This is a genomic window from Microbacterium sp., assembly GCF_026393345.1.
In the GTDB taxonomy this organism is placed as follows: domain Bacteria; phylum Actinomycetota; class Actinomycetes; order Actinomycetales; family Microbacteriaceae; genus Microbacterium.
The window spans coordinates 46,868-69,149 of the sequence record NZ_JAPLAI010000036.1 but is presented as its reverse complement, the minus strand read 5'-3'; the positions used below and the strand labels follow the sequence as shown (position 1 = coordinate 69,149).

General features: G+C 70.0%; 22 protein-coding genes. 14 read left to right on the top strand and 8 right to left on the bottom strand.

Going from position 1 to position 22,282, the window contains the following annotated elements; genetic code table 11:
- Window positions 1–67 precede the first annotated feature (67 nt).
- Window positions 68–526 (bottom strand): Lrp/AsnC family transcriptional regulator, encoded by a 459-nt coding sequence (locus tag NT132_RS05590; protein WP_297786063.1) that lies wholly within the window; start codon window positions 524–526, stop codon window positions 68–70.
- 186 nt (window positions 527–712) lie between these two features.
- Here NT132_RS05590 and NT132_RS05585 point away from each other — a divergent pair, with 186 nt between their 5' ends.
- The 7 genes from NT132_RS05585 (at window position 713) to NT132_RS05555 (ending at window position 8,358) form a co-directional block, all read left to right on the top strand.
- A complete protein-coding gene (locus NT132_RS05585; protein ID WP_297786060.1) occupies window positions 713–1,939 on the top strand; it encodes a spermidine/putrescine ABC transporter substrate-binding protein in 1,227 nt (408 codons plus the stop codon).
- On the top strand, window positions 1,936–3,129 hold the full coding sequence (locus NT132_RS05580) for an ABC transporter ATP-binding protein (protein ID WP_297786057.1): 1,194 nt from the start codon (window positions 1,936–1,938) through the stop codon (window positions 3,127–3,129). Before NT132_RS05585 ends, NT132_RS05580 begins: the two co-directional genes overlap by 4 nt.
- A gap of 2 nt (window positions 3,130–3,131) precedes the next feature.
- Window positions 3,132–4,049: an ABC transporter permease gene (locus NT132_RS05575; RefSeq protein ID WP_297786055.1), complete on the top strand. Its 918-nt coding sequence runs from the start codon at window positions 3,132–3,134 to the stop codon at window positions 4,047–4,049.
- Between the two features lie 53 nt (window positions 4,050–4,102).
- Window positions 4,103–4,891, top strand: coding sequence for an ABC transporter permease (locus NT132_RS05570; protein ID WP_297786155.1), 789 nt, complete (start codon window positions 4,103–4,105; stop codon window positions 4,889–4,891).
- A 143-nt stretch (window positions 4,892–5,034) separates the two neighbouring features.
- Complete coding sequence (locus NT132_RS05565) at window positions 5,035–6,261, top strand: pyridoxal phosphate-dependent aminotransferase (RefSeq protein WP_297786052.1); 1,227 nt, start codon at window positions 5,035–5,037, stop codon at window positions 6,259–6,261.
- A gap of 86 nt (window positions 6,262–6,347) precedes the next feature.
- A complete protein-coding gene (locus tag NT132_RS05560; protein ID WP_297786049.1) occupies window positions 6,348–6,698 on the top strand; it encodes a hypothetical protein in 351 nt (116 codons plus the stop codon).
- 1 nt (window position 6,699) lies between these two features.
- The gene (locus NT132_RS05555) at window positions 6,700–8,358 is read left to right on the top strand and encodes an FAD-dependent oxidoreductase (RefSeq protein ID WP_297786046.1); all 1,659 of its coding nucleotides are present in this window, start codon (window positions 6,700–6,702) and stop codon (window positions 8,356–8,358) included.
- A gap of 171 nt (window positions 8,359–8,529) precedes the next feature.
- Here the strand turns inward: NT132_RS05555 and NT132_RS05550 are convergent, their stop codons facing one another.
- Window positions 8,530–8,967 (bottom strand): Rv3235 family protein, encoded by a 438-nt coding sequence (locus NT132_RS05550; protein ID WP_297786043.1) that lies wholly within the window; start codon window positions 8,965–8,967, stop codon window positions 8,530–8,532.
- A gap of 117 nt (window positions 8,968–9,084) precedes the next feature.
- On the opposite strand from NT132_RS05550, the gene NT132_RS05545 reads away from it, so the two are divergent.
- Window positions 9,085–9,681, top strand: a complete 597-nt coding sequence (locus NT132_RS05545) for a hypothetical protein (protein ID WP_297786040.1) — start codon at window positions 9,085–9,087, stop codon at window positions 9,679–9,681.
- Here the strand turns inward: NT132_RS05545 and NT132_RS05540 are convergent, their stop codons facing one another.
- Complete coding sequence (locus tag NT132_RS05540; RefSeq protein ID WP_297786037.1) at window positions 9,682–9,963, bottom strand: helix-turn-helix domain-containing protein; 282 nt, start codon at window positions 9,961–9,963, stop codon at window positions 9,682–9,684. It abuts the gene before it with no gap.
- A 101-nt stretch (window positions 9,964–10,064) separates the two neighbouring features.
- Between NT132_RS05540 and NT132_RS05535 the strand changes: the two genes are divergently transcribed.
- The 3 genes from NT132_RS05535 to NT132_RS05525 are packed head-to-tail and all read left to right on the top strand — an operon-like array spanning window position 10,065 to window position 13,441.
- Window positions 10,065–10,679 (top strand): SAF domain-containing protein, encoded by a 615-nt coding sequence (locus tag NT132_RS05535; RefSeq protein WP_297786034.1) that lies wholly within the window; start codon window positions 10,065–10,067, stop codon window positions 10,677–10,679.
- On the top strand, window positions 10,676–11,887 hold the full coding sequence (locus tag NT132_RS05530) for a hypothetical protein (RefSeq protein ID WP_297786031.1): 1,212 nt from the start codon (window positions 10,676–10,678) through the stop codon (window positions 11,885–11,887). The genes NT132_RS05535 and NT132_RS05530 overlap by 4 nt, the downstream gene beginning before the upstream one ends.
- Window positions 11,888–11,947: 60 nt before the next feature.
- Window positions 11,948–13,441 carry a sensor histidine kinase gene (locus tag NT132_RS05525; RefSeq protein WP_297786028.1) on the top strand — a complete coding sequence of 498 codons (1,494 nt, stop codon included), beginning with the start codon at window positions 11,948–11,950 and terminating at the stop codon, window positions 13,439–13,441.
- A gap of 18 nt (window positions 13,442–13,459) precedes the next feature.
- Here NT132_RS05525 and NT132_RS05520 read toward each other — a convergent pair whose 3' ends face one another.
- Window positions 13,460–13,708 (bottom strand): WhiB family transcriptional regulator, encoded by a 249-nt coding sequence (locus NT132_RS05520; RefSeq protein ID WP_036295594.1) that lies wholly within the window; start codon window positions 13,706–13,708, stop codon window positions 13,460–13,462.
- A gap of 247 nt (window positions 13,709–13,955) precedes the next feature.
- Between NT132_RS05520 and NT132_RS05515 the strand changes: the two genes are divergently transcribed.
- Entirely contained in the window at window positions 13,956–14,363 is a 408-nt protein-coding gene (locus NT132_RS05515) for a histidine kinase (protein ID WP_297786023.1), read from the top strand.
- Between the two features lie 48 nt (window positions 14,364–14,411).
- Here the strand turns inward: NT132_RS05515 and bcp are convergent, their stop codons facing one another.
- From bcp to aroA, 3 genes are read right to left on the bottom strand one after another with little or no spacing between them, the layout of a single operon-like run.
- Entirely contained in the window at window positions 14,412–14,879 is a 468-nt protein-coding gene (gene bcp, locus NT132_RS05510; protein ID WP_297786020.1) for a thioredoxin-dependent thiol peroxidase, read from the bottom strand.
- Window positions 14,880–14,888: 9 nt separating this feature from the next.
- Window positions 14,889–15,950 (bottom strand): ribosome small subunit-dependent GTPase A, encoded by a 1,062-nt coding sequence (gene rsgA, locus NT132_RS05505; protein WP_297786017.1) that lies wholly within the window; start codon window positions 15,948–15,950, stop codon window positions 14,889–14,891.
- Window positions 15,947–17,245: a 3-phosphoshikimate 1-carboxyvinyltransferase gene (gene aroA / locus NT132_RS05500; RefSeq protein ID WP_297786014.1), complete on the bottom strand. Its 1,299-nt coding sequence runs from the start codon at window positions 17,243–17,245 to the stop codon at window positions 15,947–15,949. Before aroA ends, rsgA begins: the two co-directional genes overlap by 4 nt.
- Before the next feature lie 104 nt (window positions 17,246–17,349).
- Between aroA and NT132_RS05495 the strand changes: the two genes are divergently transcribed.
- Window positions 17,350–17,937, top strand: coding sequence for a sigma-70 family RNA polymerase sigma factor (locus NT132_RS05495; RefSeq protein ID WP_366940363.1), 588 nt, complete (start codon window positions 17,350–17,352; stop codon window positions 17,935–17,937).
- Window positions 17,934–18,179, top strand: a complete 246-nt coding sequence (locus tag NT132_RS05490; protein ID WP_297786007.1) for a zf-HC2 domain-containing protein — start codon at window positions 17,934–17,936, stop codon at window positions 18,177–18,179. The genes NT132_RS05495 and NT132_RS05490 overlap by 4 nt, the downstream gene beginning before the upstream one ends.
- Window positions 18,180–18,295: 116 nt before the next feature.
- On the opposite strand, the gene NT132_RS05485 is transcribed toward NT132_RS05490, so the two are convergent.
- A complete protein-coding gene (locus tag NT132_RS05485; RefSeq protein WP_297786004.1) occupies window positions 18,296–21,988 on the bottom strand; it encodes a multifunctional oxoglutarate decarboxylase/oxoglutarate dehydrogenase thiamine pyrophosphate-binding subunit/dihydrolipoyllysine-residue succinyltransferase subunit in 3,693 nt (1,230 codons plus the stop codon).
- Window positions 21,989–22,282: the final 294 nt, after the last annotated feature.

Here is a 22,282-nt window from a genome sequence, read left to right as displayed (position 1 = left end):
CCCGAGACCCTGGGTCATACCCACGGTTTCGGGGCCCAGAACCGATCTCGCGGTCAGGGGTGCAGCGCTAGGCCGTGCCCCAGTCGTAGGACTGCTTGCGCAGCTCCAGGTACACGAACGTCTCGGAGGACAGCACCCCCGGCAGGGTGCGGATGCGGGTGTTCAGCAGCTCGAGCAGATCGGCATCGGACGCGCACACCACCTCGGCCAGGATGTCGAAACTGCCGGCGGTGAGAACGAGGTAGTCCACCGCCTCGATCCGCTCCAGTTCCGTCGCGACCGTGCGGACGTCGCCCGAGACCCGGATGCCGACCATCGCCTGGCGGTGGAAGCCGAGCTGCAGCGGGTCAGTCACCGCGACCACCTGCATCACGCTGGACTCCGTGAGCCGCTGCACGCGCTGGCGGACCGCCGCCTCGCTGAGCCCGACGGCCTTGCCGATCTCGGCGTAGGAACGACGGCCGTTGGCCTGCAGCTGTTCGATGATGCGCTTGGACGTGTCGTCGAGCGAGCCGCGTACCGGCACGGCACCTCCTGGGGGTGGGAACGGATGCGGCCACGCTACTTCGGATCCCGTGCCTTCGGCAGGGCTGGACAGATCTATCCGTGTGAATTCCTTGTTTCATACGACGGATCCCGTGGCGTCCGGCAGGAGCGCTGTGTCAGGATCGGGGTCACCTGGCCCGACCGATTCCTCCCCGAGGAGAACCCGATGCCCCGAGGACCCCTTCCCGCCGACCCGGCCGTGCGGGCGCTCATCGCGCAGGCACGCGCAGCCCAGCTCACGCGGCGGTCCTTCGTCGCCGGCGCCGGGCTGTCGATGGCCGCCTTCCTGGCCGCCTGCTCTGGACGCGTCGGCGGGGGAGCCGCCGCATCCGCCTCCGCCGCCGAGGACCTCTCCGCCAGCTCCAAGACGCTCACCTGGGCGAACTGGTCGTTCTACCTCGACGAGGACGACGACGGCAACCATCCCACGCTGGACGCCTTCGAGGAGCAGTCCGGTCTGACCGTGACCTACGACGTCGCGATCGATGACAACAACACCTACTTCGCGAAGGTGCGCGACCAGCTCGCGCTCGGCCAGGACATCGGCGCGGACACCGTCTGTCTCACGGACTGGATGGCCGGCATCTGGATCTCGTCCGGCTACACGCAGGCGCTCGACAAGGCGAAGATGCCGAACGCGACGGCGAACCTCGTCCCGAGCCTGCAGAACCCCGGCTTCGACCCAGGGCGCGCCCACTCGCTGCCGTGGCAGTCCGGGTTCGCGGGCCTCGCGTGGAACAAGGAGAAGCTCCCGAACGGCCTGGCCTCGCTGGAGGATCTCTGGAACCCCGAGCTCAAGGGACGGGTGGGCGTGCTGAGCGAGATGCGCGACACGATCGGTCTCATCATGCTGAGCCAGGGCGTCGACATCTCCGGTGACGGGTGGGGGGATGCTGAATTCGCCAATGCGCTTGATGTGTTCGCCCAGCAGGTCTCGGACGGGCAGATCCGCAACATCAAGGGCAACTCCTACGCCGACGACCTCAAGAACGAGGACACGCTCGCCGCGATCGTGTGGTCCGGCGACATCGCCGCCATCAACGCCGAGGTCGGCGACAAGTTCGGCTTCGCGCTGCCCGATTCCGGCGGCACGCTGTGGAGCGACAACTTCCTCATCCCGATCGGGTCGAGCCAGAAGTCCAACGTCGAACAGCTGATCGACTACTACTACCAGCCCGAGGTCGCCGCCGAGGTGGCCGCGTGGGTGAACTACATCACCCCGGTCGCCGGTGCGCAGGACGCGATGGCCGAGGTCGACCCGGAGATGGTCGACAACCAGCTCATCTTCCCCGACGCGGACACGCTCTCGCTGGCGCACATCTTCCGTGAGCTCAGCAACGAGGAGCAGCAGCGCTACAACAGCGACTTCGAAGCCGTCGGGCTCGGCGCGTGAGCGTGACCGCACAGGGCTTCGGTGCGGCAGGCGCCGACCTGGAACTGCGGCGCATCCGCAAGACCTTCCCCGGCTTCACAGCGATCGAGGACCTCGATCTCGTGATCCCGGCCGGGTCGTTCTTCGCCCTGCTGGGCCCGTCCGGATGCGGCAAGACCACGACGCTCCGCCTGGTGGCAGGGCTCGAGCAGCCCACTGCGGGACAGGTGCTCCTCGGGGGCACCGACGTGACCGGTCTCGCCCCGCACAAGCGGCCCGTCAACACCGTGTTCCAAAGCTATGCGCTGTTCCCGCACATGACGGTGCTGGACAACGTGCTGTTCGGGCTCAAGCGGCGCCGCGTGACGGATGCGGCCGCCAAGGCGCACGAGGTGCTCCGCCTGGTCGAACTCGACCACGTGGCGGGACGGCGCCCGTCGCAGCTCTCCGGCGGCCAACAGCAGCGGGTGGCGCTCGCCCGAGCGATCGTGAACCGGCCGGCGCTCCTGCTGCTGGACGAACCGCTCGGCGCACTGGACCTGAAGCTCCGCCGCCAGATGCAGCTCGAACTGAAATCGATCCAGAACGAGGTCGGCCTCACCTTCCTGCACGTCACGCATGACCAGGAGGAGGCCATGACGATGGCCGACACGGTCGCGGTGATGAACCGCGGCCGGATCGAGCAGCTGGGAAGCCCGCAGGAGCTCTACGAGCGTCCGCGCACCGGGTTCGTCGCCACCTTCCTCGGCCAGTCGAACCTGCTCCCGGCCACGGTCGAGTCCGAGGCGGGAGGCCTGCTCACCGCCCGCACCGCCGGCGGTGTCGTCGCGGTCCCGGTGGATCGTGCCGTGGCCCGCAGCGGCAGGATCACCGTGGGCGTCCGACCGGAGAAGCTGATGCTCCACGCCACGGAGCCGGCACGCGACGGCGACCAGAACGTGCTCGGCCCGGGCCGTGTCGTCGACGCGTCGTTCACCGGCGTCAGTACCCAGTACCTCGTCGACGTGCCCGGCGTCGGCACGATCGCGGTGTTCTCGCAGAACCTCGTGTTCGGTGCGGTTTTCGCGGAGGGTGCGGAGGTGTGGGTCTCCTGGCACCGCGAGCACACGTTCGGACTGGATGCGGACGCCCGCGATGCCGCCGTCGACGAGCTGGACGTCACCGCGGACACCGCGACGATCGCCGCCGGCACCGCGGGCGAGGCGGCGTAACCGTGGCGCTGACCGTCCTCGCGCCGGCCGGCACCGCTTCGAGCACGGCGCCCGATCGCCGTCGTGGCGGGGTCATCGCGCTCGCCCTGCTGGCCCCCGGCCTGGCGTACCTTGCGCTGTTCTTCCTCGTTCCGTTCGTGTCGCTCCTGCTCACCTCGTTCGGGGTCAACGTGCCGGAGCAGTACGGCGTCTTCGACTACGGCTTCCAGTGGCAGAACTACGTCGACGTCATCGCGCAGTACTGGCCGCAGTTCCTGCGCTCGTTCTGGTTCGCGCTGCTCGCCACCGTCTTCGCCCTGCTGGTGAGCTACCCGATCGCCTACCTCATCGGCGTGCGACTGCGAGAGCACCTGTTGGTGCGGAACCTGCTGCTGGTGCTGGTGATCGCCCCCTTCTTCATCTCCTTCCTGTTGCGGACGCTGGCGTGGAAGCAGATCCTCTCCGACGAAGGCCCGGTGGTGTCCGCGCTGCAGATCCTCGGCCTGATGGGTCCACAGGGGCACATCACCGGCACCGCGTTCGCCGTGGTGTTCGGTCTGACCTACAACTTCATCCCGTTCATGACGCTGCCCCTGTTCTCCTCGCTCGACCGCTTGGACAAGCGCCTCCTCGAGGCGGGGAGCGACCTGTACGCGAGCCCCCGGCAGACGTTCATGCGGGTGACGCTGCCGCTGTCTGTTCCGGGCATCGTGTCCGGGACGCTGCTGACCTTCATCCCCGCCGCAGGTGACTACGTGAACGCGAGCCAGGCGTTCCTCGGCAGTTCGTCGACCGCCATGATCGGCAACGTCATCCAGTCGAAATTCCTCATCACCGTGAACTATCCGCAGGCCGCCGCGCTCAGCATCCTGCTGATGGCAGTCATCGTCGTGATCGTGAGCCTCTACGTCCGCCGCTCGGGAACGGACGACCTGCTGTGACCACGACCCCCGCCACCGCCCCGTTCGCGGCGCCTACCCCGGCCCGTCGCCGCATCGGCCTCGGTCGCTGGCTGCTGCCGGCGTATGTCGTGGTCGCGTTCGTGCTGCTGCTCATCCCGATCGTGTACACGTTCGTGTTCTCGTTCAACGCCGCCAAGCGCTCCAACATCACCTGGAACGGCTTCACCCTCGCCAACTGGCTCAGCGTCTGCGAGCAGCCCGAGGTGTGCGTCGCGTTCGGGAACAGCCTCATCGTCGGCGGGACGTCGACGCTCATCGCCACCGTGCTCGGCACCATGATCGCGATCGCCCTGGTGCGCTACCGCTTCCGGGCGCGGTCAGCGATCAGCCTGCTGCTGTTCCTGCCGATGGCGACACCCGAGGTCGTGATCGGTGCGGGCCTGGCCGCGCAGTTCCTCACCGCCGGGATCGCCAAAGGCCTCGTGACCATCATCATCGCCCACACCATGTTCTGCCTGAGCTTCGTCGTGGTCACCGTGCGGGCGCGCGTGCTGTCGCTGGACCCGGCGCTGGAGGAGGCCGGTCGCGACCTGTACGGCTCACCGAACCAGGTCTTCTGGCGGGTGACGTTCCCGCTGCTCCTGCCCGGCATCATCGCGGCGGCGCTGCTCGCCTTCAGCCTGAGCTTCGACGACTTCATCATCACGTACTTCACGTCCGGCACGGTGCAGACCTTTCCGGTCTACGTGTACGTCGCGGCGCAGCGCGGCATCCCGCCGCAGGCGAACGTCATCGCCTCCGCGGTGTTCCTGCTCGCGCTCGTCGGGGTGCTCATCTTCCAGGTGGTCGCCGCCACCCGCGCCAAGCGCCGCCGCAGCTGAGCGCCCCGCACCCGCGAGACTGCATCGGGGCGCCGAGACTGCGGGGTAACCCCGCTGGTTCGGCGCTCAGAAGCAGTCTCGGGGTCAGGGAACGAGGCCACGGGCGGGCGATTGGCTCCGTGCGGCGGGGATATCCTGATCCGATGAGCCCGCTGCGCCCCCTCGACCAGTCACGCAAGCTGAAGGACGTCCTCTACGAGATCCGTGGCGAGGCACTGGCAGAGGCCGACCGGCTCGAGGCCGAAGGCCACACGATCCTGAAACTCAACACCGGCAACCCGGCGGTGTTCGGATTCGAGGCGCCGTACCAGATCGTCCGCGACATGATCGAGGCCGTCCCCTCCGCACACGGCTACAGCGACAGCAAGGGCATCATGTCCGCCCGCCGCGCCGTGGTGTACCGCTACGAACAGGTGCCCGGATTCCCCGCGTTCACCCCCGACGACGTGTTCCTCGGCAACGGGGTGTCGGAGCTGATCACCATGACGATGCAGGCACTCCTCGACGAGGGCGACGAGGTCCTCATCCCCGCCCCGGACTACCCGCTGTGGACCGCGATGACCAGCCTCGGCGGCGGCACCCCGGTGCACTACGTCTGCGACGAGCAGAACGAGTGGCAGCCCGACATCGAGGACATCCGCGCCAAGATCACCGAGCGCACCAAGGCCATCGTCGTCATCAACCCCAACAACCCCACCGGCGCGGTCTACACCCGCGAGCTGCTGCAGCAGATCGTCGACCTCGCGCGCGAGCACTCGCTGCTGCTGCTGTCGGACGAGATCTACGACCGCATCCTCTTCGACGACGCCGAGCACATCCCGCTCGCCACCCTTGCGCCCGATCTGCTGTGCCTCACCTTCAACGGTCTGTCCAAGACCTACCGCGTCGCCGGCTACCGGTCGGGATGGCTCGTGATCACCGGGCCCAAGGATCACGCATCCGGGTTCCTCGAGGGGATCACGCTGCTCGCCTCCACGCGCCTGTGCCCCAACGTCCCCGCCCAGCACGCGGTGCAGGCGGCGTTGTCCGGGGTGCAGTCGATCGACGCGCTCATCGCCCCGACCGGCCGGCTGCACGAGCAGCGGGATGCGGCGTGGGAGGGCCTCGAATCCATCCCTGGCGTCAGCTGCGTGAAGCCCCGTGGTGCGCTGTACGCGTTCCCGCGGCTCGATCCCGAGGTCCACGAGATCCACGACGACCAGAAGCTGGTGCGCGACCTGCTCGTCTCGGAGCACATCCTGCTGGTGCCCGGGACCGGGTTCAACTGGCCCACGCCGGACCACCTCCGCGTCGTCACCCTGCCCGAGGCCCGGGTGCTCAGCGAGGCCATCGAACGGATGGGCAACTTCCTCGCGTCCTACCGCCAGTAGGCGGGCGGGGGCTCCCGCGGTAGTTCTCCGACAATCATCGGTCAAGCTGTTCCGCTCCAGCACGCCGCGGGCGTAGCATCCGCCGCATGGTGATCGAACTCAACGAACCCGCCCTGCGCCAGGCGCGCGCGCTCGTCCGCGACGGGAAGGTCGTCCGCGATGAGCGGGACGACTGGTCGGAGGCCGCCCCGACACCCGATGAGGAGAACCACTTCATCGAGCGGGAGGGCTGGACCGCGTACGCGCACTGGCACCTGGGCGTCGACAGAGACGAGAACCCGGAGACGAAGAAGGCGTACTCGTTCCCGTACGGCGACTTCCGCCGCGTGCACCGCTCCGGGGTCATCGCGGCGGAGAGCCGGGCGGGACAGTACGACCACGACGACGTCGAAGCGGCGCTGAAGGCGTTGCTCGAGCTGATCGACGAGGGGGCCTGACGTGGCGACGGAGGAGATGCGCACCGTCGACTACCTCGTGGTGGGTAGCGGCGTCGCGGGCCTCAGCGCGGCCATCGCCGGCCGCCGAGCCGGGATGGACGTCCTCGTGGTCGAGAGCGAGGACACCTGGGGCGGTACGACGGCGCTCTCCGGCGGCGGGCTGTGGATGCCGAACAACCCGGTGATGAAGGCGGCAGGCGTCGACGACTCGGTCGACGCCGCGCTGGAATACCTCGACGCCACGGTGGGGGACGTGGGGCCCTGGACCAGCCCGGAACGCAAGCGCGCGTTCGTGGAGGGGATCCCGGAGTACATGACCGCGCTCGCCGACGAGGGCGTGCGCTGGGTGATGGCGACGGACTACCCCGACTACTACCCGGATCTGCCGAGCGGCCGCATCGGCCGCGCGGTCGAGGTGGAGCCGTTCGACATGCGGCGCCTCGGGGCGTGGCGGAAGCACGTGAAAGTCAGCATCCCGGCCCCGGTGATGACCGATGACGTGTGGCTGCTCTCCCGCGCCTGGTCGTCGGTGAGCGGGTTCCTCCGCGGCGCCCGGTTCGTCTTCCGGGCACTCGGTGGGCTCGCCCGCGGCCGGCTGCTCTACGGCATGGGCGGCGCGCTCGCATCCTCGCTGCTGTACGTGGTGCTCCGCGGCGGCACCCCGGTGTGGCTGCGGTCGCCGATGCGACGACTCCTCGTCGAGGACGGACGGGTCGTCGGCGCCGTCGTCACCCGGCACGGGCGGGACGTGCGCATCACGGCACGCCGCGGCGTCATGCTCGCCGCCGGCGGGTTCGCGCAGAACCGGGAGTGGCGGCTGAAGTACCAGGGGGTCGAGGGCTGGTCGAGCGCTCCGCTCGGGCAGCAGGGCGACGGGATCGCCGCGGGTGCGGCCGTCGGCGGTGCGCTGGGGATGATGGAGGACTCGTGGTGGGGCGCCACGGCGCAGACCACGGACGGCAGTCATCAGCACGGCTTCATCCTCAACGAGCGTTCCGACCCGTGGAGCATCGTGGTCGACCAGTCGGGACGCCGCTACCTCAACGAGTCGGAGTCATACATCGACTTCGGCCATCACATGCTTGAGCGTGATCGCACCGTCCCCGCCATCCCGTCGTGGCTCGTCATGGACCACCGGCACCGGATGCGGTTCCTCAACTCCACCCTGATGATCCCCGGTGCGGTGGCGAAGCTGACCGAGAAGGGCGAGCTCGTGCGCGCCGAGACCCTGCCGGAGCTGGCAGCGGCCATGGGCGTCGACCGGGACGCGTTCCTCGCCGAGGTGACCCGCTTCAACGGCTTCGCACGCCGCGGCAAGGACGATGACTTCGGGCGCGGCGACACCGCCTATGACCGGTACTACAGCTCACCGCTGGCCCGTCCGAACCCCAACCTCGGCGCGATCGAGCAGGGGCCGTTCACCGCCCTGAAGATCTACCCCGGCGACCTCAACACGAAGGGCGGCCTCGTCACCGACGAGCACGCCCGAGTGCTGCGGGACGACGGCAGCGTCATCCCGGGCCTCTACGCGGCGGGGAACAACGCCGCCAGTGTCATGGGCCACACCTACCCGGGTCCCGGCAGCACGATCGGCCCCGCGGGTGTCTTCGGGTTCCGCGGTGCCCAGCATGCCGCCATGGAGGAGCCGGCCGCGGGGTGACCCGCATCCCCGCCTTCGGGTGGCGGATGCGGCGGCTTCAGCGTGCGTGATCCGGTCGAGAGTGCCCCCTAAGCGGTGACGCGGATGTGGGCGCGTGCTTCGGGTGGCAGGTGCGGCGGGATCGGGAGTCCGCATCCCGCCGACAGTGCCCCCTGAAGGGGGCGAGGCACCTCAGAGCAGGGCGAGGGAGGTGGCGCGCCAGCGGTGGTCGATGCCCTCGAGGCGGATCGCGATGGCCCGGGTGCGAGCGGGGCCGGCGACGACCACGACCGCTTCGACGACGCCATCGGCAGGACTGGAATGGTGAACGCTGAGGATCGAGTGCACCGGCCGGGCGGCGGGGACGCCGCGCGCGCTGCGGGCACGGATCGCCAGATTCACTCGGGTGAGCAGGCCGCGGTACGCCTCCTCGGTGAGCCAGCGGGCGAGCTGATCGAGGTCGCGGACGCCGGCGAGGGACTCGAGCACGCCCGCGGTGAGGTTGCGCAGCAGCGGGACGGGGTCCGGCAGCTCTGCCGAGGACGTGGGCTGCGGCGCGAAGAAATCCGCGGACGCGGTCCGTCGTGACGGTCGGGGCGTCGATGCGACGCCCGCCTGGAGGTGTGCCATGGCTGCCTCACTCGGTGGGGGATGGTGAGTGTGCTCAGTAGAGCACGCACGACGAACCCGGTGAGCGATTGTGGAAAACTTCTCATCTGGACTCTCGGTCTGGCCTAATGTCGCCCCGTGCGCTGGGAACGGCTGTTCGAGGACCTGCAGGACCAATTCGCGTCCGAGTGGGAGGCCGAGCGTGCCGCTCTCGACACCGAGGCAGAACGCCTGCGCCTGGCGCGGCTCGCGTTGCGCGCGCGACTGGGCGCACTGACGGCCCGGCCGGCCGCCGCCGTGGTCGTCGATCTCGCCGGATCCGCGACCGTGCGCGGGGCGCTGACCGCGGTGGGCGAGGACTGGCTCGGTATCGACATCGACGCCGGCGGTGCGGGGATCCTGCGGACGGATGCGGTGCTGGGACTCCGGCTGGAGCACACAGACCTGCTGCGCAGTGCCCGAGAGATCCCCACGGCGCCCCGTTCATTGGCGGAGCGGATGACCCTGGGGTTCGTGCTGCGCGACCTCGCCCGTCGGCGGGACGAGGTGAGCGTGCACCGGGTCGACGGTTCGGTGCTCACCGGCACGATCGACCGGGCGGGCGCGGATCACTTCGACATCGCACTGCACGATCCGGGTGTGCCGCGGCGCGCCGCCGACGTCGCGGGTTTCCGGATGGTGCCATTCAGCGCGACCGCCTGGGTGCGCGTCCACGATCGCGCAGACCGGGTCTGATCAGTCGGGGTTCCGGACCGGCCCCTGCCCCCACAGCTCCGGAAAGCTCGCCGCGTTGGACTGGCGCCACAGCGCCATCCGGCGGGCCTCCTCGGTCTGGTCGTCAAGGTATTCGACGACGCTGGCCTCCTCGATGCGCCACTGCGCGGGGGAGCCCAGGCGTGCACCGCGCAACCGTCCGTCGAGCACCAGCGCGAGCACCTCATCGACCGACAGGCCGAGCGCCTCGGCGACCTCGGCGGGAGCGATGTGGCGCCCCGCGAACGGGCTCGACTCGGGCATGATCCAATTATCGACCGCCGGGGCCCCCGCTCCGGCCCACCCCGACGGACGTTGTGGATAACATCCGACGCGCGGCGGCGAGCTCGGCGACCATGGTCCGCATGACCACCGTCCCGCCCCGGCCCCGCGCCCGTTCGGTGTGGATCGACCCCCGTTTCCTCGTGGGCATCCTCATCGTCGTCGCCTCGATCGCCGGGGTATGGTTCGTGGTCGCGACCGCTCGCCAGACCGCGCCCGTCCTCGTCGCCGCCCGAACGCTCGTGGCGGGGGAGACCGTGGCGTCCGGCGACGTGCGGGTCACCGAGGTCGCCCTGGGCGACCTCGCGCTGCGATACGCCGCCCCGGGCAGCCTCGCGGAGGGTGCCGTCGCGGTGCGAACGGTCCCCGCGGGCGAGCTCGTCCCCACCGATGCCCATGCCGCGCAGACGACGACGGTCGTCGTCCCCTCGGGCACGGCGGTCCCCGCATCGGTCGCCCCGGGGAGCCGGGTGGAGGTGTGGGTCGCCCCGCGGGTGGCGGAGGGTGAGTTCGAGAGCCCCCGCATCCTCGTCGCCGACGCGACGGTCGCTCGTCTCGTCGAGGACGACGCCCTCGTCTCCGGAACGGGGACGGCGCTCGAACTCATCGTTCCCCGGGCGGATGTGGCCGACCTCCTCGCCGCACTCTCCGGCGATGCGCTGCTGTCGGTCGTCCCCGCGACGGGTGGGACACCGTGACGACGGTGCTGATCGTGCTGCCGGAGCCGCAGGCGTCGGCGGTGGCGGCCGAGCTGGCGGTGCGGGGGGTCGCGGTGCGCACCGCCCCCGAGCAGGAACCGCTCCCGCCGCTCGGCGGCACCGACCTGCTCGTCGTCCGGGCGACACGTCGTCTGCTGGCTCCTGCCGTCGTCGCGGCGGCCGATCAGGCCGGCACCCGCCTCGTCCCGGTGGGGGCGGATGCGGGAGCCCGGCGCCTGGCGGCCTCGCTCGGCCTCGGCGAGCCGCTGCCCCCATCGTCGTCGGCGCGTCGCCTCGCCGACCGCATCCTCCGATGGCAGCCGCATCCCTCGACGGGGGACCAGCGTCGACCGGCGACGATCGCGGTCTGGGGCTCGCACGGGGCACCGGGACGCACCACCCTGGCCGTGGAACTCGCCGTCGAACTCGCCCGATCACACGGGCACACCGCGCTCGTCGACGCGGACGCCCACGCCCCCGCCATCGCCTTATCTCTCGGTCTCCCCGATGAGGGGCCGGGCCTGCCGGCGGCGTGCCGTCAGCTGGAGCTCGGTGGCCTCGACACCGCGGAGCTCGCTCGCATCAGCGTGCCGCTCGGCATGCCCGGTCGCGACGTCGACGTCCTCGTCGGGATCAACCGTCCCGGTCGGTGGCCGGAGCTTTCGGCGCGACGGGTCACCGGGGCGCTCGCCGCCTGCCAGGCGTGGGCGCCGGTGACGGTCGTCGATGTCGCGGCGTCGCTGGAGCGGGATGAGGAGATCGTGTCCGACCTCGTCGACGGACCCCGCCGGAACGCCGCCACGCTCGCCGCACTGGGAGCGGCGGATCGTGTCGTGGCCGTCCTCACCGCGGACCCGGTCGGTGTCGCCCGCTTCATCCGGGCACAGGCGGAGCTTCGCGCCGTCATCGGTGCGGCGGAGATCACCGTGGTGGTGAACCGCCTCCGCTCGGGCGCGGTGGGGGTCGACCCGCGCGGCCAGATCCGCCGCGCCCTGGAGCGGTACGCGGGCGTCACCGAGGTGTGGTTCGTGCCGGAGGACGCGCGGGGCGCGGATGCCGGTCGACTCGCTGCGCGACCGGTCGCCGAGGCCGCACCTCGCTCACCGCTCGTCGCGGCGGTGCGCCGCCTCGCCACGGAGGGGATCCTGCCCCCGGCGCCGGCCGGGGTACCGGCACGTCGACGCCCGGTCGCGGTGGGCGCCCGGTAGCGCGCCCCCGCCCGCGCGACCCTCGGCGGGCCGGCGCGGACCGTCCCTTAGGCTGGGTCCGTGTCGACGCTCTCGGACCTCGTGTACGCCCAGGGATTCTCCGATCCCGCGGATGTGGAGTGGCTCCACCGGCTGGCCGCTGACGGTCAGCTGCTGGCGGACCTCGCGTTCGCCGACATCGTGATCTGGGTGCCGACCCCCGACGACTCGTTCATCGCCGTGGCGCACACCCGCCCGGGCGGCGCGGCCACTCTCTTCTACCGCGACATCGTCAGCGATCGGGTACGGCCGCAGTGGCGCGCTCAGGTGCGGGAGGCCTTCCACAGCGGCCGGATCGTCGACTCCGCGTCGCCGGACTGGTTCGAGGAGACCCCGACCCGGGTGCGCGCGGTGCCGATCGTGCGCGAACCCGCCCGCGGTGACACCCCCGCGCGGGTGCTCGGCGTCCTCACCCGGCACACCAATCTCGGTGAGGCACGCACGCCGTCTCGCCAGCAGATCACCTTCAACGACTGCGCCGACGACATGTTCGGCATGGTCGCCTCCGGGGAATTCCCGGATCTGTCCGCGCCGACTGCCCCCCGCCGCGGGGCGCCGCGCGCCTCCGACGGCCTCATCCGGCTGGATGTGGACGGGATCACCACGTTCGCCAGCCCCAATGCGCTGTCGGCCTTCAACCGCATGGGGTTCGACGACGAACTCGAGGGGGAGCCGCTGGTCGAGGTGATCACCCAGATCCTGCCGGAGAAGCGTCAGTTCGACGAGTCCCTGCCGGTGGTGGCGAGCGGGCGGGCACCGTGGCGGACGGATGTGGAGGCTCGCGGGGTCACGGTGTCGCTGCGCGCGATCCCGCTTCGCGACCACGGCACCCGGATCGGCGCGATCGTGCTGTGCCGTGATGTGACGGAACTCCGCCACCGCGACCAGGAGCTCATCACCAAGGATGCGACCATCCGCGAGATCCATCACCGGGTGAAGAACAACCTGCAGACGGTGGCGTCGCTGCTGCGCATCCAGGCCCGCCGTACCCACTCCGACGAGGCGCGGGACGCGCTGACACACGCCACCCGGCGCGTCGCGGCGATCGCGGTGGTCCACGACACGCTCTCCGAGGGTCTCACCCAGAACGTGGATTTCGACGAGGTCTTCTCCCGCGTGCTGAAGCTCGCCGCCGAGGTGGCCGCCGCCCCGAACACCCGCGCGAAGACGCGCAAGACCGGGACGTTCGGCACCCTGCCCAGCGAATACGCCACCCCGCTCGCCCTCGCCCTGACCGAACTCGTGACCAACGCCGTCGAGCACGGCTTGGCCGGGCAGGAGGGTGAGGTGGAGATCAGCGCCGAGCGCACGGAGGAGAGCCTCGAGGTGCGCGTGCGCGACACCGGCATCGGGTTGCCGGAGGGTCAGGTCGGGCGCGGTCTCGGGACGCAGATCGTGCGCACCCTCATCCAGGGCGAGCTCGGCGGCACCATCGACTGGCACACCGTCATGGGTAGCGGCACCGAGGTCACGATCGATATCCCGTTGCGGTACATCGAGCGCGACGCCGGCTGACCGTGGGGTGAGGGCGCGTCAGGAGGCGCGGCGGGCGCGCGCGGCGCGGCGCTTCAGCGCGCGACGCTCATCCTCGGACAGTCCGCCCCACACGCCCGAGTCCTGACCGGACTCCAGGGCGTACTGCAGGCAGATCTCGGTGACGGTGCACCGGGCGCACACGGCCTTGGCCTTTTCGATCTGGTCGACCGCAGGACCCGTGTTCCCCACCGGGAAGAACAGTTCGGGGTCTACCGTCAAGCAGGCCGCTTTGTCGCGCCAATCCATGGTTGTGCTCCTCAGGGTACGAAACTTCGGGTGGGTTCTCTTCAGAGCACGAAGACATGTCCGTTACTCTGTTTCGGTGTGCGGACTTCAAGCCCGCCCCACGTCGCTGTGGGAGCACACGACGTACTCCATCGTCCCACAGCGACCCCACCTTGACAAGGTTCAGTTTCCGTTTCCCCGGAGTTCACTCGCCCCGGAGACGGCTCTGAGCGGCGGTTCGCCGCATCCGAATGGAGCATCCACGCGCATGAAAACGACCCTGGCGGAATGGCTGGCGGGGGTCCTCGTGACCCTCGAGGGAGTCGGTGTCCTCGCGCTCGCGGTGTGGCAGGCGGTCGAACTGGCGGGCGGCAACACCGATTCCGTCACCAGCGCGATCGCGCTGCTCGTGCTCACCCTGCTGGGCGCCGCGGCGGTGATCGCCTTCGGCGTCGCGACCCTTCGCGCGCGGTCATGGGGACGCTCGGGCGGTATCGTCACGCAGCTGCTCATTCTCGCGGTCGCGGGTGGCGCCGCCACCGGTGCCTATGCGCATCCGCTGGTGGCACTCCTGCTGGCACTGCCCGCGGTCGTGGTCTTCGTCCTGCTGCTCGTCGCCGTCGCGCACGCCGGGCGGCGCAACCGCACCGCTGAAGGGGACGCGCCGGTCTCGTAGGGCCGGAGACGCGCTGAGGGCCCGCTGGCGGGGCGTGCAGGACCGGGCCTAGGCGTCGACGCCCAGAAGCTTGCGGAGCCGCGCCACGTGGCCGGTGGCCTTCACATTCCGCTGGGCGACCTCGATGCGTCCTTCGGCGTCGATCACGTACGTCGAGCGCAGCACGCCCTCGACGGTCTTGCCGTAGTTCATCTTCTCGCCACACGCACCGTAGGCGTCGTGCACCGCGTGCTCCGGGTCGGAGAGGAGCGGGAAGGTGAGACCGTCGCGCTCGCGGAACTCGCGCAGCTTCGCTGGAGTATCACGGGAGATGCCGAGCACCGTGAAACCTGCAGCCGTCAGCGATGACAGGCTGTCCCGGAAGTCGCACGCCTGCGTGGTGCAGCCGGGGGTCATCGCCGCGGGGTAGAAGTACACGATGACGCGGGATCCGCGCAGATCGTGCAGCGACACCGGGTGCTCGTCCTGGTCCAGGAGGGTGAAGTCGGGGGCCAGATCTCCGGGCTGCAGTGTCATGTCCCCAGCCTATTGCGTGGGCCGGCCGTACCCCACGTCGCGGGACGCGAACGTCGACAGCAGGCGCTGCAGCGAGTCCAGCCGACCGGGACCGGTGGGGCCGAGCCGTCCCGCCGCGACCGCCTCCATGATGGCGCAGTCGGGGGCATCCGGCAGATGCGTGCAGCCGCGGGGGCAGTCCTCGGCGACGAGCGCCAGGTCGGTGAACGCGCGCAGGATGTTGGCGGGGTCCACGTGTCCGAGCCCGAAGGACCTTACGCCCGGGGTGTCGATGACCCAGCCGGTGCCGGCATCGCTCCGATAGCGCAGTGACACGGTCGACGACGAGGTGTGGCGCCCCCGGCCGGTGACCTCGTTGACGTGACCGGTGGCGCGGCCGGCGGACGGCACCAGGGCATTCACCAGGGTCGACTTGCCGACCCCGGAGTGCCCGACGAACACGGTCGAGCGTCCCACGAGCTCGGCTCCGATGCGTTCGACCGGCATCTCGCCGCGGCGGCTGGTGAACACCTGCAGGTCGATCCCGTCGAAGTGCGTGAGGAACTCGGACGGATCGGCGAGATCCGTCTTGGTCACGACGAGCATGGGACGGATCCCGGCATCCAGGGCGGCGATGAGGTAGCGGTCGACGAGACGGGCCCGCGGTTCCGGGTCGGCCGCCGCGACGACCACCAGCATCTGATCGGCGTTGGCGACGACGATCCGTTCGACGTCGTCCGAGTCGTCGGCGCTGCGGCGCAGCAGCGTCGTGCGGGGCTCGATTCCGATCATGCGGGCGAGCGTGCCCTGGTCCCCGCTGGTGTCGCCCACGACCCGCACCCGGTCGCCCGTGACGATGGGCTGCTTTCGCAGCTCCCGGGCCCGGGTGGCGGTCACCTCGCGTTCGGTGGGGCCGTCCTCGTCCAAGAGCACGGCGTACCGACCCCGGTCGACGCCCGTGACCCGGGCGATTTGAGCGTCCGCATGCGCGGGCCTGCGCTTGGTGCGCGGCCGGTTGGCCTTCGGGTTCGGGCGGACGCGGACCTCGTAGTCGGGTTCCTCGTCCTCGTCGTCGGGCTCCAGCCAGCTCATACGGCGTCGTTCTGCCGACCCAGCATCCGGGCCCAGAGCTCCGGGAACTCCGGCATGGTCTTGGCGGTGGTGCCGATGTCGTCGACCTCGACCCCGGGGACCCGGAGTCCCACGAGGGCGCCGGTGGTGGCGAGCCGGTGGTCGTGGTGGGCGCGCCAGACGCCGCCGGCGAGCGGGCGCGGGATGACCCGGATGCCGTCGGGCAGCTCTTCCGCCTCGCCGCCGACAGCGCGGATGTCGTCGACGAGCGCGGCGATTCGATCGGTCTCGTGGCCCCGGATGTGGCCGATGCCGGTGAAGGTGGAGGGGCCGTCGGCGAACAGCGCGATGCCGACGAGGGTCGGGGTGAGTTCCCCCACGGCCGACAGATCCAGCTCGACGGGGGTGAGACGGTCGCCGCCGGTGACCGTCAGCGCGCCGTGGCGACGGACGCTGTGCGCGCCGAACGCCGCGAGGAGCTCCGGCAACTGGGCTCCGGGCTGGGTGGAGTGGGCGGGCCAGCCCCCCACCGTGACGGAGCCGCCGGTGAGGAGCGCGGCGGCGAGAAACGGCGCCGCGTTGGACAGATCGGGCTCGATCGTCACGTCCTTGGAATGCGGCACCATCGGCGGCACGATCCATTCGCCGGGCGCCGGACGCTCCACATGGACACCGCGGTGCGCGAGCGCGTCGACGGTCATGTCGATGTGCGGGATGCTGGGAAGCCGCGGTCCGCGATGACGCAGCCGCAGCCCGACGTCGTACCGTGCGGCGGCCAGCAGCAGCCCCGAGACGAACTGGCTCGACGCGCTCGCGTCGATCTCCACCTCGCCGCCGACGACGCGGCCGCGTCCGCGCACCGTGAAGGGCAGCGCCCAGCTGCCGCCGTCGTCGATGTCGACACCGACCTGCCGGAGGGCCCGGATCATCTCGCCCATGGGGCGGTGCAGCGCGCTGGCATCGGCGGTGACGGCGACGTCGCCTGCCGCGAGACCCGTGAGCGGTGTCACGAACCGCATCACGGTGCCCGCCTGGCCGCAGTCCACCGTGCCACCCCCGGCGAGGTGGGCGGGAGGCGTCACCCGCAGATCGTCGCCGAACCGGCCCTCGCCCGGGACCGGCTCGATGCCGACGCCCAGCGCCCGGAGCGCGTGGATCATGCGCGCGGAATCGTCGGAGTGCAGCGGCGCGCGGACGGTGGCCGGACCGTCCGCGATCGTCAGCGATTTCGAGCCGGGGACGGCCACGGTCGCGGTCACGGGACCGGGGACGGTGGGCGCCGACCAGGGACGGGGGGAATACCGCGGGATGCTCATCGGTTCCAGACTACCGAGGGGCGCACGCCGGCGCCTCCGGAGGGAGGATGCGGATGCTCGCGACCATGCAGCGACCCGACGCACCCCCCGTAGACTTGCGCGTGATGGACGACCAGGCCGATGTGCGCACGCAGTTCGAGGAGCAGGCGCTCCCGTTCATGGATCAGCTCTACGCGGCTGCCATGCGGATGACGCGTAACCCCGCCGACGCCGCGGATCTGGTGCAGGAGACGTTCGTGAAGGCCTTCGCCTCGTGGGCGAGCTTCACGCAGGGGACGAACCTCAAGGCGTGGCTGTACCGCATCCTCACGAACTCGTACATCAACACCTACCGCAAGAAGCAGCGTGAGCCCTACCAGAGCGCGATCGACGACCTGGAGGACTGGCAGCTGGGCGGGGCGGAATCCACCACCGCCACCAGCTCGCGCTCCGCGGAGGCGGAGGCCATCGACCACATGCCGTCCTCCGTGGTGAAGGACGCACTGCAGTCGATCCCCGAGGATTTCCGTCTTGCGGTGTATCTCGCGGACGTCGAAGGCTTCGCGTATCAAGAGATCGCGGACATCATGAAAACCCCCATCGGCACGGTCATGAGCCGTCTGCACCGTGGCAGACGGATGCTGCGTGAACTGCTTGCCGATTACGCCCAGGAGCGGGGCATCACCCCGCCGGCATCCAGGAGCACGAAATGACTGATTGCGGCTGCGACGAGGCCCGTCGCGACCTTGAGGAGTACCTGCGCAACGAGGTGTGCCACACCCAGCACTCCGATATCACCGAGCACCTCGCCACGTGCGAGGCGTGCCGGAACGAGGCCCTCGTGGCCCGCACCCTCACCGAGGTCGTGGCGCGCGCGTGCCGGGAGACCGCGCCGGAGCAGCTGCGCGACCAGGTTCTCAGCCGGTTGCGCGCCGCGCAGGCCACTCACCACTGACGCCTCGCGCGCCCTCCCGCCCGCGAGACCGCATCCATTCGTCGAGACGACATCCGATCCGATGTCGCCTCACGGCATGGATATGGTCTCGGTGGTTCGGGCAGGCGAGTTCGCGATCAGAGCTCGAGGGCCTTCTGCATCAGCGCGGCGTGCTCGATGGCGTGCGTCTTCGCGGAGCCGGCGGCCGGCGACGCGGATGCGGCGCGGGAGACGACCCGGATCGTCCGGCCGTGCAGGTACTTCACGACCTCGAGGGCGATGAACGGCCAGGCGCCCTGGTTCTCCGGCTCCTCCTGCACCCAGACGAGCTCGGCGTTCGGGTAGCTGTCGATGACGGCGTTGAGCTCGTCGATCGGGGCCGGGTAGTACTGCTCCAGGCGCACCAGCGCGATCTTCTCGTTCGGGTTCTTCGCCAGCTCCGCCGCGAGGTCCCAGTGGATCTTGCCGGAGTGCAGCAGGACACGGGTCACGGCGGTGCGATCGAGCTCACGCGAATCGTCGATCACCGGCTCGAACGTGCCCTGAGTGAAGTCCTCCACCGGGCTCGTCGCGTCGCGCAGACGCAGCATCGCCTTCGGGGTGAACACCACGAGAGGCTTGCGCGGCCGGGCATACGCCTGTCGGCGCAGCAGGTGGAAGTGCGACGCGGGCGTCGACGGGCGGGCGACGATCATGTTGTCCTGCGCGCACATCTGCAGGAAGCGCTCGATGCGTGCCGAGGAGTGGTCGGGGCCGGCGCCCTCGTAGCCGTGGGGGAGGAGCAGCACGACGCTCGACTGCTGGCCCCACTTCTGGTCGGCCGCGGTCAGGTAGGTGTCGATGACGGTCTGCGCGCCGTCGACGAAGTCGCCGAACTGCGCTTCCCACAGCACCAGCGCGTCGGGGCGCTCCACCGAGTAGCCGTACTCGAACGCCATCGCGGCGTACTCGCTGAGGAGCGAGTCGTACACGAAGAAGCGGCCCTGGTTCTGGGCGAGGTTGACCAGCGGCAGCCACTCCTGCCCGTTCGAGCGGTCGTGGAACACGGCGTGACGCTGCACGAAGGTGCCGCGGCGGGCATCCTGGCCGGCGAGGCGCACGGGCGTGCCCTCCAGCACGAGCGAGCCGAACGCGAGCAGCTCACCGAACGCCCAGTCGATCCCGCCGTTGCGGCTCATGGCGTGACGCTTGTCCAGCAGCTGCTGCAGCTTGGTGTGCACCGTGAAGCCCTCGGGCTTGTTCACGAACGCGTCACCGATGAGGTGCACGACCTCGGTCGAGACGCCGGTGGTCTCCGGGGCGCCGACGGCGGGCTCGACCTCGGCGGTCTCGCTGACGATGTCGGTCGTACCGGTCTCGGCGGCATGGGTCTGCGCGAATGCCACCTCGAGGCGATCCTGGAAGTCGCGCTTGGCCTGCTCGTACTCCTCCTCGGTGATGTCGCCGCGGCCGACGAGGGCCTCGGTGTACAGGCGACGGACGGACCGCTTCGCCTCGACGAGGTTGGTCATCAGCGGCTGCGTCATCGAGGGGTCGTCGCCCTCGTTGTGACCGCGTCGGCGGTAGCAGACGAGGTCGATGACGATGTCGCGGTGGAACTCCTGGCGGTAGCGGAACGCGAGCTCCGCGGCGCGGACGACGGCCTCCGGGTCGTCGCCGTTGACGTGCAGCACCGGCGCCTGGATGGTCTTGGCGACGTCCGTGGCGTACACGGAGGTGCGGCCGTCGACCGGCAGGGTGGTGAAGCCGTGCTGGTTGTTGACCACGACGTGGATGGTGCCGCCGGTGCGGTAGCCGCGCAGCTGCGACATCTGCAGCGTCTCGACGACCACGCCCTGGCCGGCGAACGCGGCGTCGCCGTGGACGAGGATCGGCAGCCACGAGAAGGTGCCGATGGGCTTGCGGTCCTGCTTGGCGCGGACGATGCCCTCGAGCACGCCGTCGACGGTCTCGAGGTGCGACGGGTTCGCCGCGAGGAGCACGGGCAGCTCGGTGCCCGCATCCGAGACGAACGTGCCCTCCGTGCCGAGGTGGTACTTCACATCGCCGGAGCCGTGCTTGTTGCCGGGGAGCGTGGTGCCCTCGAACTCGCGGAACACCTGGCCGTAGGTCTTGCCCGCGATGTTGGTCAGCACGTTGAGGCGACCGCGGTGCGCCATGCCGATCGCGGCGCCGTCGAGTCCGGCCGAGGCCGCGCCCTGCAGCATCTCGTCGAGCAACGGGATGAGTGACTCGCCGCCCTCCAGGCTGAAGCGCTTCTGACCGACGTACTTGGTCTGCAGGAACGTCTCGAACGCCTCGGCCTCGTTCAGCTTCGACAGGATGCGCAGCTGCTCGTCGTGGCCGGGCTTCTGGTAGTGCACCTCGAGGTTGTCCTGGAACCACTTGCGCTGCACCGGATCCTGGATGTGCATGTACTCCACGCCCGTGGTGCGGCAGTAGGAGTCACGCAGCACGCCGAGCACGTCGCGCAGCTTCATCACGCGCTTGCCGCCGAAACCGCCGGTGACGAACTCGCGGTCCAGGTCCCAGAACGTCAGGCCGTGGTTCTCGATCTCGAGGTCGGGGTGGGTGCGCTGCACGTACTCGAGCGGGTCGATGTCGGCCATCAGGTGCCCGCGGACGCGGTAGGAGTTGATGATCTCCTGCACGCGGGCGGCCTTGTCGATGCGCTCGGCGAGGTCGACGTGGATGTCGCTGGACCAGCGGATCGGTGCATAGGGGATGCGCAGCGCGGCGAAGATGTGATCGTAGAAGTCGCGCTGCCCGATGAGCAGCTCGTGCACCTTCTTGAGGAACTCGCCGGAGCCGGCGCCCTGGATCACCCGGTGGTCGTAGGTGCTCGTCAGGGTGATCGTCTTGCCGATGCCGAGCTCGGACAGCGTGTTGCCGCTCGCGCCCTGGAACTCGGCCGGGTACTCGAGGGCGCCGGCGCCCACGATGCATCCCTGACCCTTCATCAGACGGGGCACGGAGTGGACAGTGCCGATGCCGCCCGGGTTCGTGAGCGAGATCGTCGTGCCCTGAAAGTCGGCGGCCGTCAGCTTGTTGGCCCGGGCCCGCTTGACCAGGTCCTCGTAAGACGCGAGGAACTCGGTGAACGTGAGGGTCTCGGCGCGCTTGATGCTCGGCACCATGAGGGCACGAGTGCCGTCGGGCTTGGGCAGGTCGATCGCGATGCCGAGGTTGATGTGAGCGGGTGCGACGACGGACGGCTTGCCGTCGACCTCGGCGTAGAAGACGTTCTGGCTCGGGAACTCCTTGAGCGCCTGGATGAGCGCCCACCCGATGACGTGGGTGAAGCTGACCTTGCCGCCGCGGGTGCGGGACATGTGGTTGTTGATGACGATGCGGTTGTCGATCATCAGCTTGGCGGGAACCGTGCGCACGCTCGTTGCGGTCGGGACCGTGAGCGACTCGTCCATGTTGGCCGCGAGGGTCTTCGTCATGCCGCGGAGGGTCGTGACGGTGTCCTCTTCGACCGCAGCCTTCGGGTCGGAGGGCTGCGGGCTCGGGGCCTGTGCCGGGATCGGCTGCGGGGCGGCGGGCTTCGCGGTGGTGCGGGCGACGGGTGCGGCGCCGACGACGGGGATCGCGGCGGTCGTCGGCCGGGGCTCCGTGGCGGACGGGGCCGGGGCGGCACTCGCGGTCGCCAGCGTCTTCGCGTCGGTGGTGTCAGCGGGCTTGTACGACTCGAGGATCGGCCACCACGACTTGTCCACGGAGTTCTTGTCGACCTGGTACTGCTCGTACAGTTCCTCGACGAGCCATTCGTTGGCCCCGAACTCTCCTTCGCTCGATACCCCGACGCCTGTCACCTGGCTCGACACTGAAGATCGCCTGCTTTCGTGGATTCCGCTGTGGTCATTTCCGGGCCGTTGGCGACCCGAACACACGAGCTTCCATGGTATCTCAGCGGGTAATCCCATGGTCCGGATCCGGCGTGTCCCAGGGGAACGATTGGGAATCATTATCCGCACTGTCAGGAATCGTCATCCTTGACAGCACGGATGCAGACCGGCGGGGCTGCCGTAGAATGGGCGACACAATGGACGACCCTCCACATTGCAGACGATCGCCCCGCCAACCCGCCTCCCACTCGGGAGGTGACGTGTGACCGCGTA

What these genes read in the sequence shown, in the direction of transcription:
- NT132_RS05585 (WP_297786060.1), top strand. Translation starts at nt 713, where the DNA reads ATGCCCCGAGGACCCCTTCCCGCCGACCCGGCCGTGCGGGCGCTCATC.
- NT132_RS05565 (WP_297786052.1), top strand. Translation starts at nt 5,035, where the DNA reads ATGAGCCCGCTGCGCCCCCTCGACCAGTCACGCAAGCTGAAGGACGTC.
- NT132_RS05560 (WP_297786049.1), top strand. Translation starts at nt 6,348, where the DNA reads ATGGTGATCGAACTCAACGAACCCGCCCTGCGCCAGGCGCGCGCGCTC.
- NT132_RS05550 (WP_297786043.1), bottom strand. Translation starts at nt 8,967, where the DNA reads ATGGCACACCTCCAGGCGGGCGTCGCATCGACGCCCCGACCGTCACGA.
- NT132_RS05540 (WP_297786037.1), bottom strand. Translation starts at nt 9,963, where the DNA reads ATGCCCGAGTCGAGCCCGTTCGCGGGGCGCCACATCGCTCCCGCCGAG.
- NT132_RS05535 (WP_297786034.1), top strand. Translation starts at nt 10,065, where the DNA reads ATGACCACCGTCCCGCCCCGGCCCCGCGCCCGTTCGGTGTGGATCGAC.
- NT132_RS05520 (WP_036295594.1), bottom strand. Translation starts at nt 13,708, where the DNA reads ATGGATTGGCGCGACAAAGCGGCCTGCTTGACGGTAGACCCCGAACTG.
- NT132_RS05515 (WP_297786023.1), top strand. Translation starts at nt 13,956, where the DNA reads ATGAAAACGACCCTGGCGGAATGGCTGGCGGGGGTCCTCGTGACCCTC.
- bcp (WP_297786020.1), bottom strand. Translation starts at nt 14,879, where the DNA reads ATGACACTGCAGCCCGGAGATCTGGCCCCCGACTTCACCCTCCTGGAC.
- rsgA (WP_297786017.1), bottom strand. Translation starts at nt 15,950, where the DNA reads ATGAGCTGGCTGGAGCCCGACGACGAGGACGAGGAACCCGACTACGAG.
- aroA (WP_297786014.1), bottom strand. Translation starts at nt 17,245, where the DNA reads ATGAGCATCCCGCGGTATTCCCCCCGTCCCTGGTCGGCGCCCACCGTC.
- NT132_RS05495 (WP_366940363.1), top strand. Translation starts at nt 17,350, where the DNA reads ATGGACGACCAGGCCGATGTGCGCACGCAGTTCGAGGAGCAGGCGCTC.
- NT132_RS05490 (WP_297786007.1), top strand. Translation starts at nt 17,934, where the DNA reads ATGACTGATTGCGGCTGCGACGAGGCCCGTCGCGACCTTGAGGAGTAC.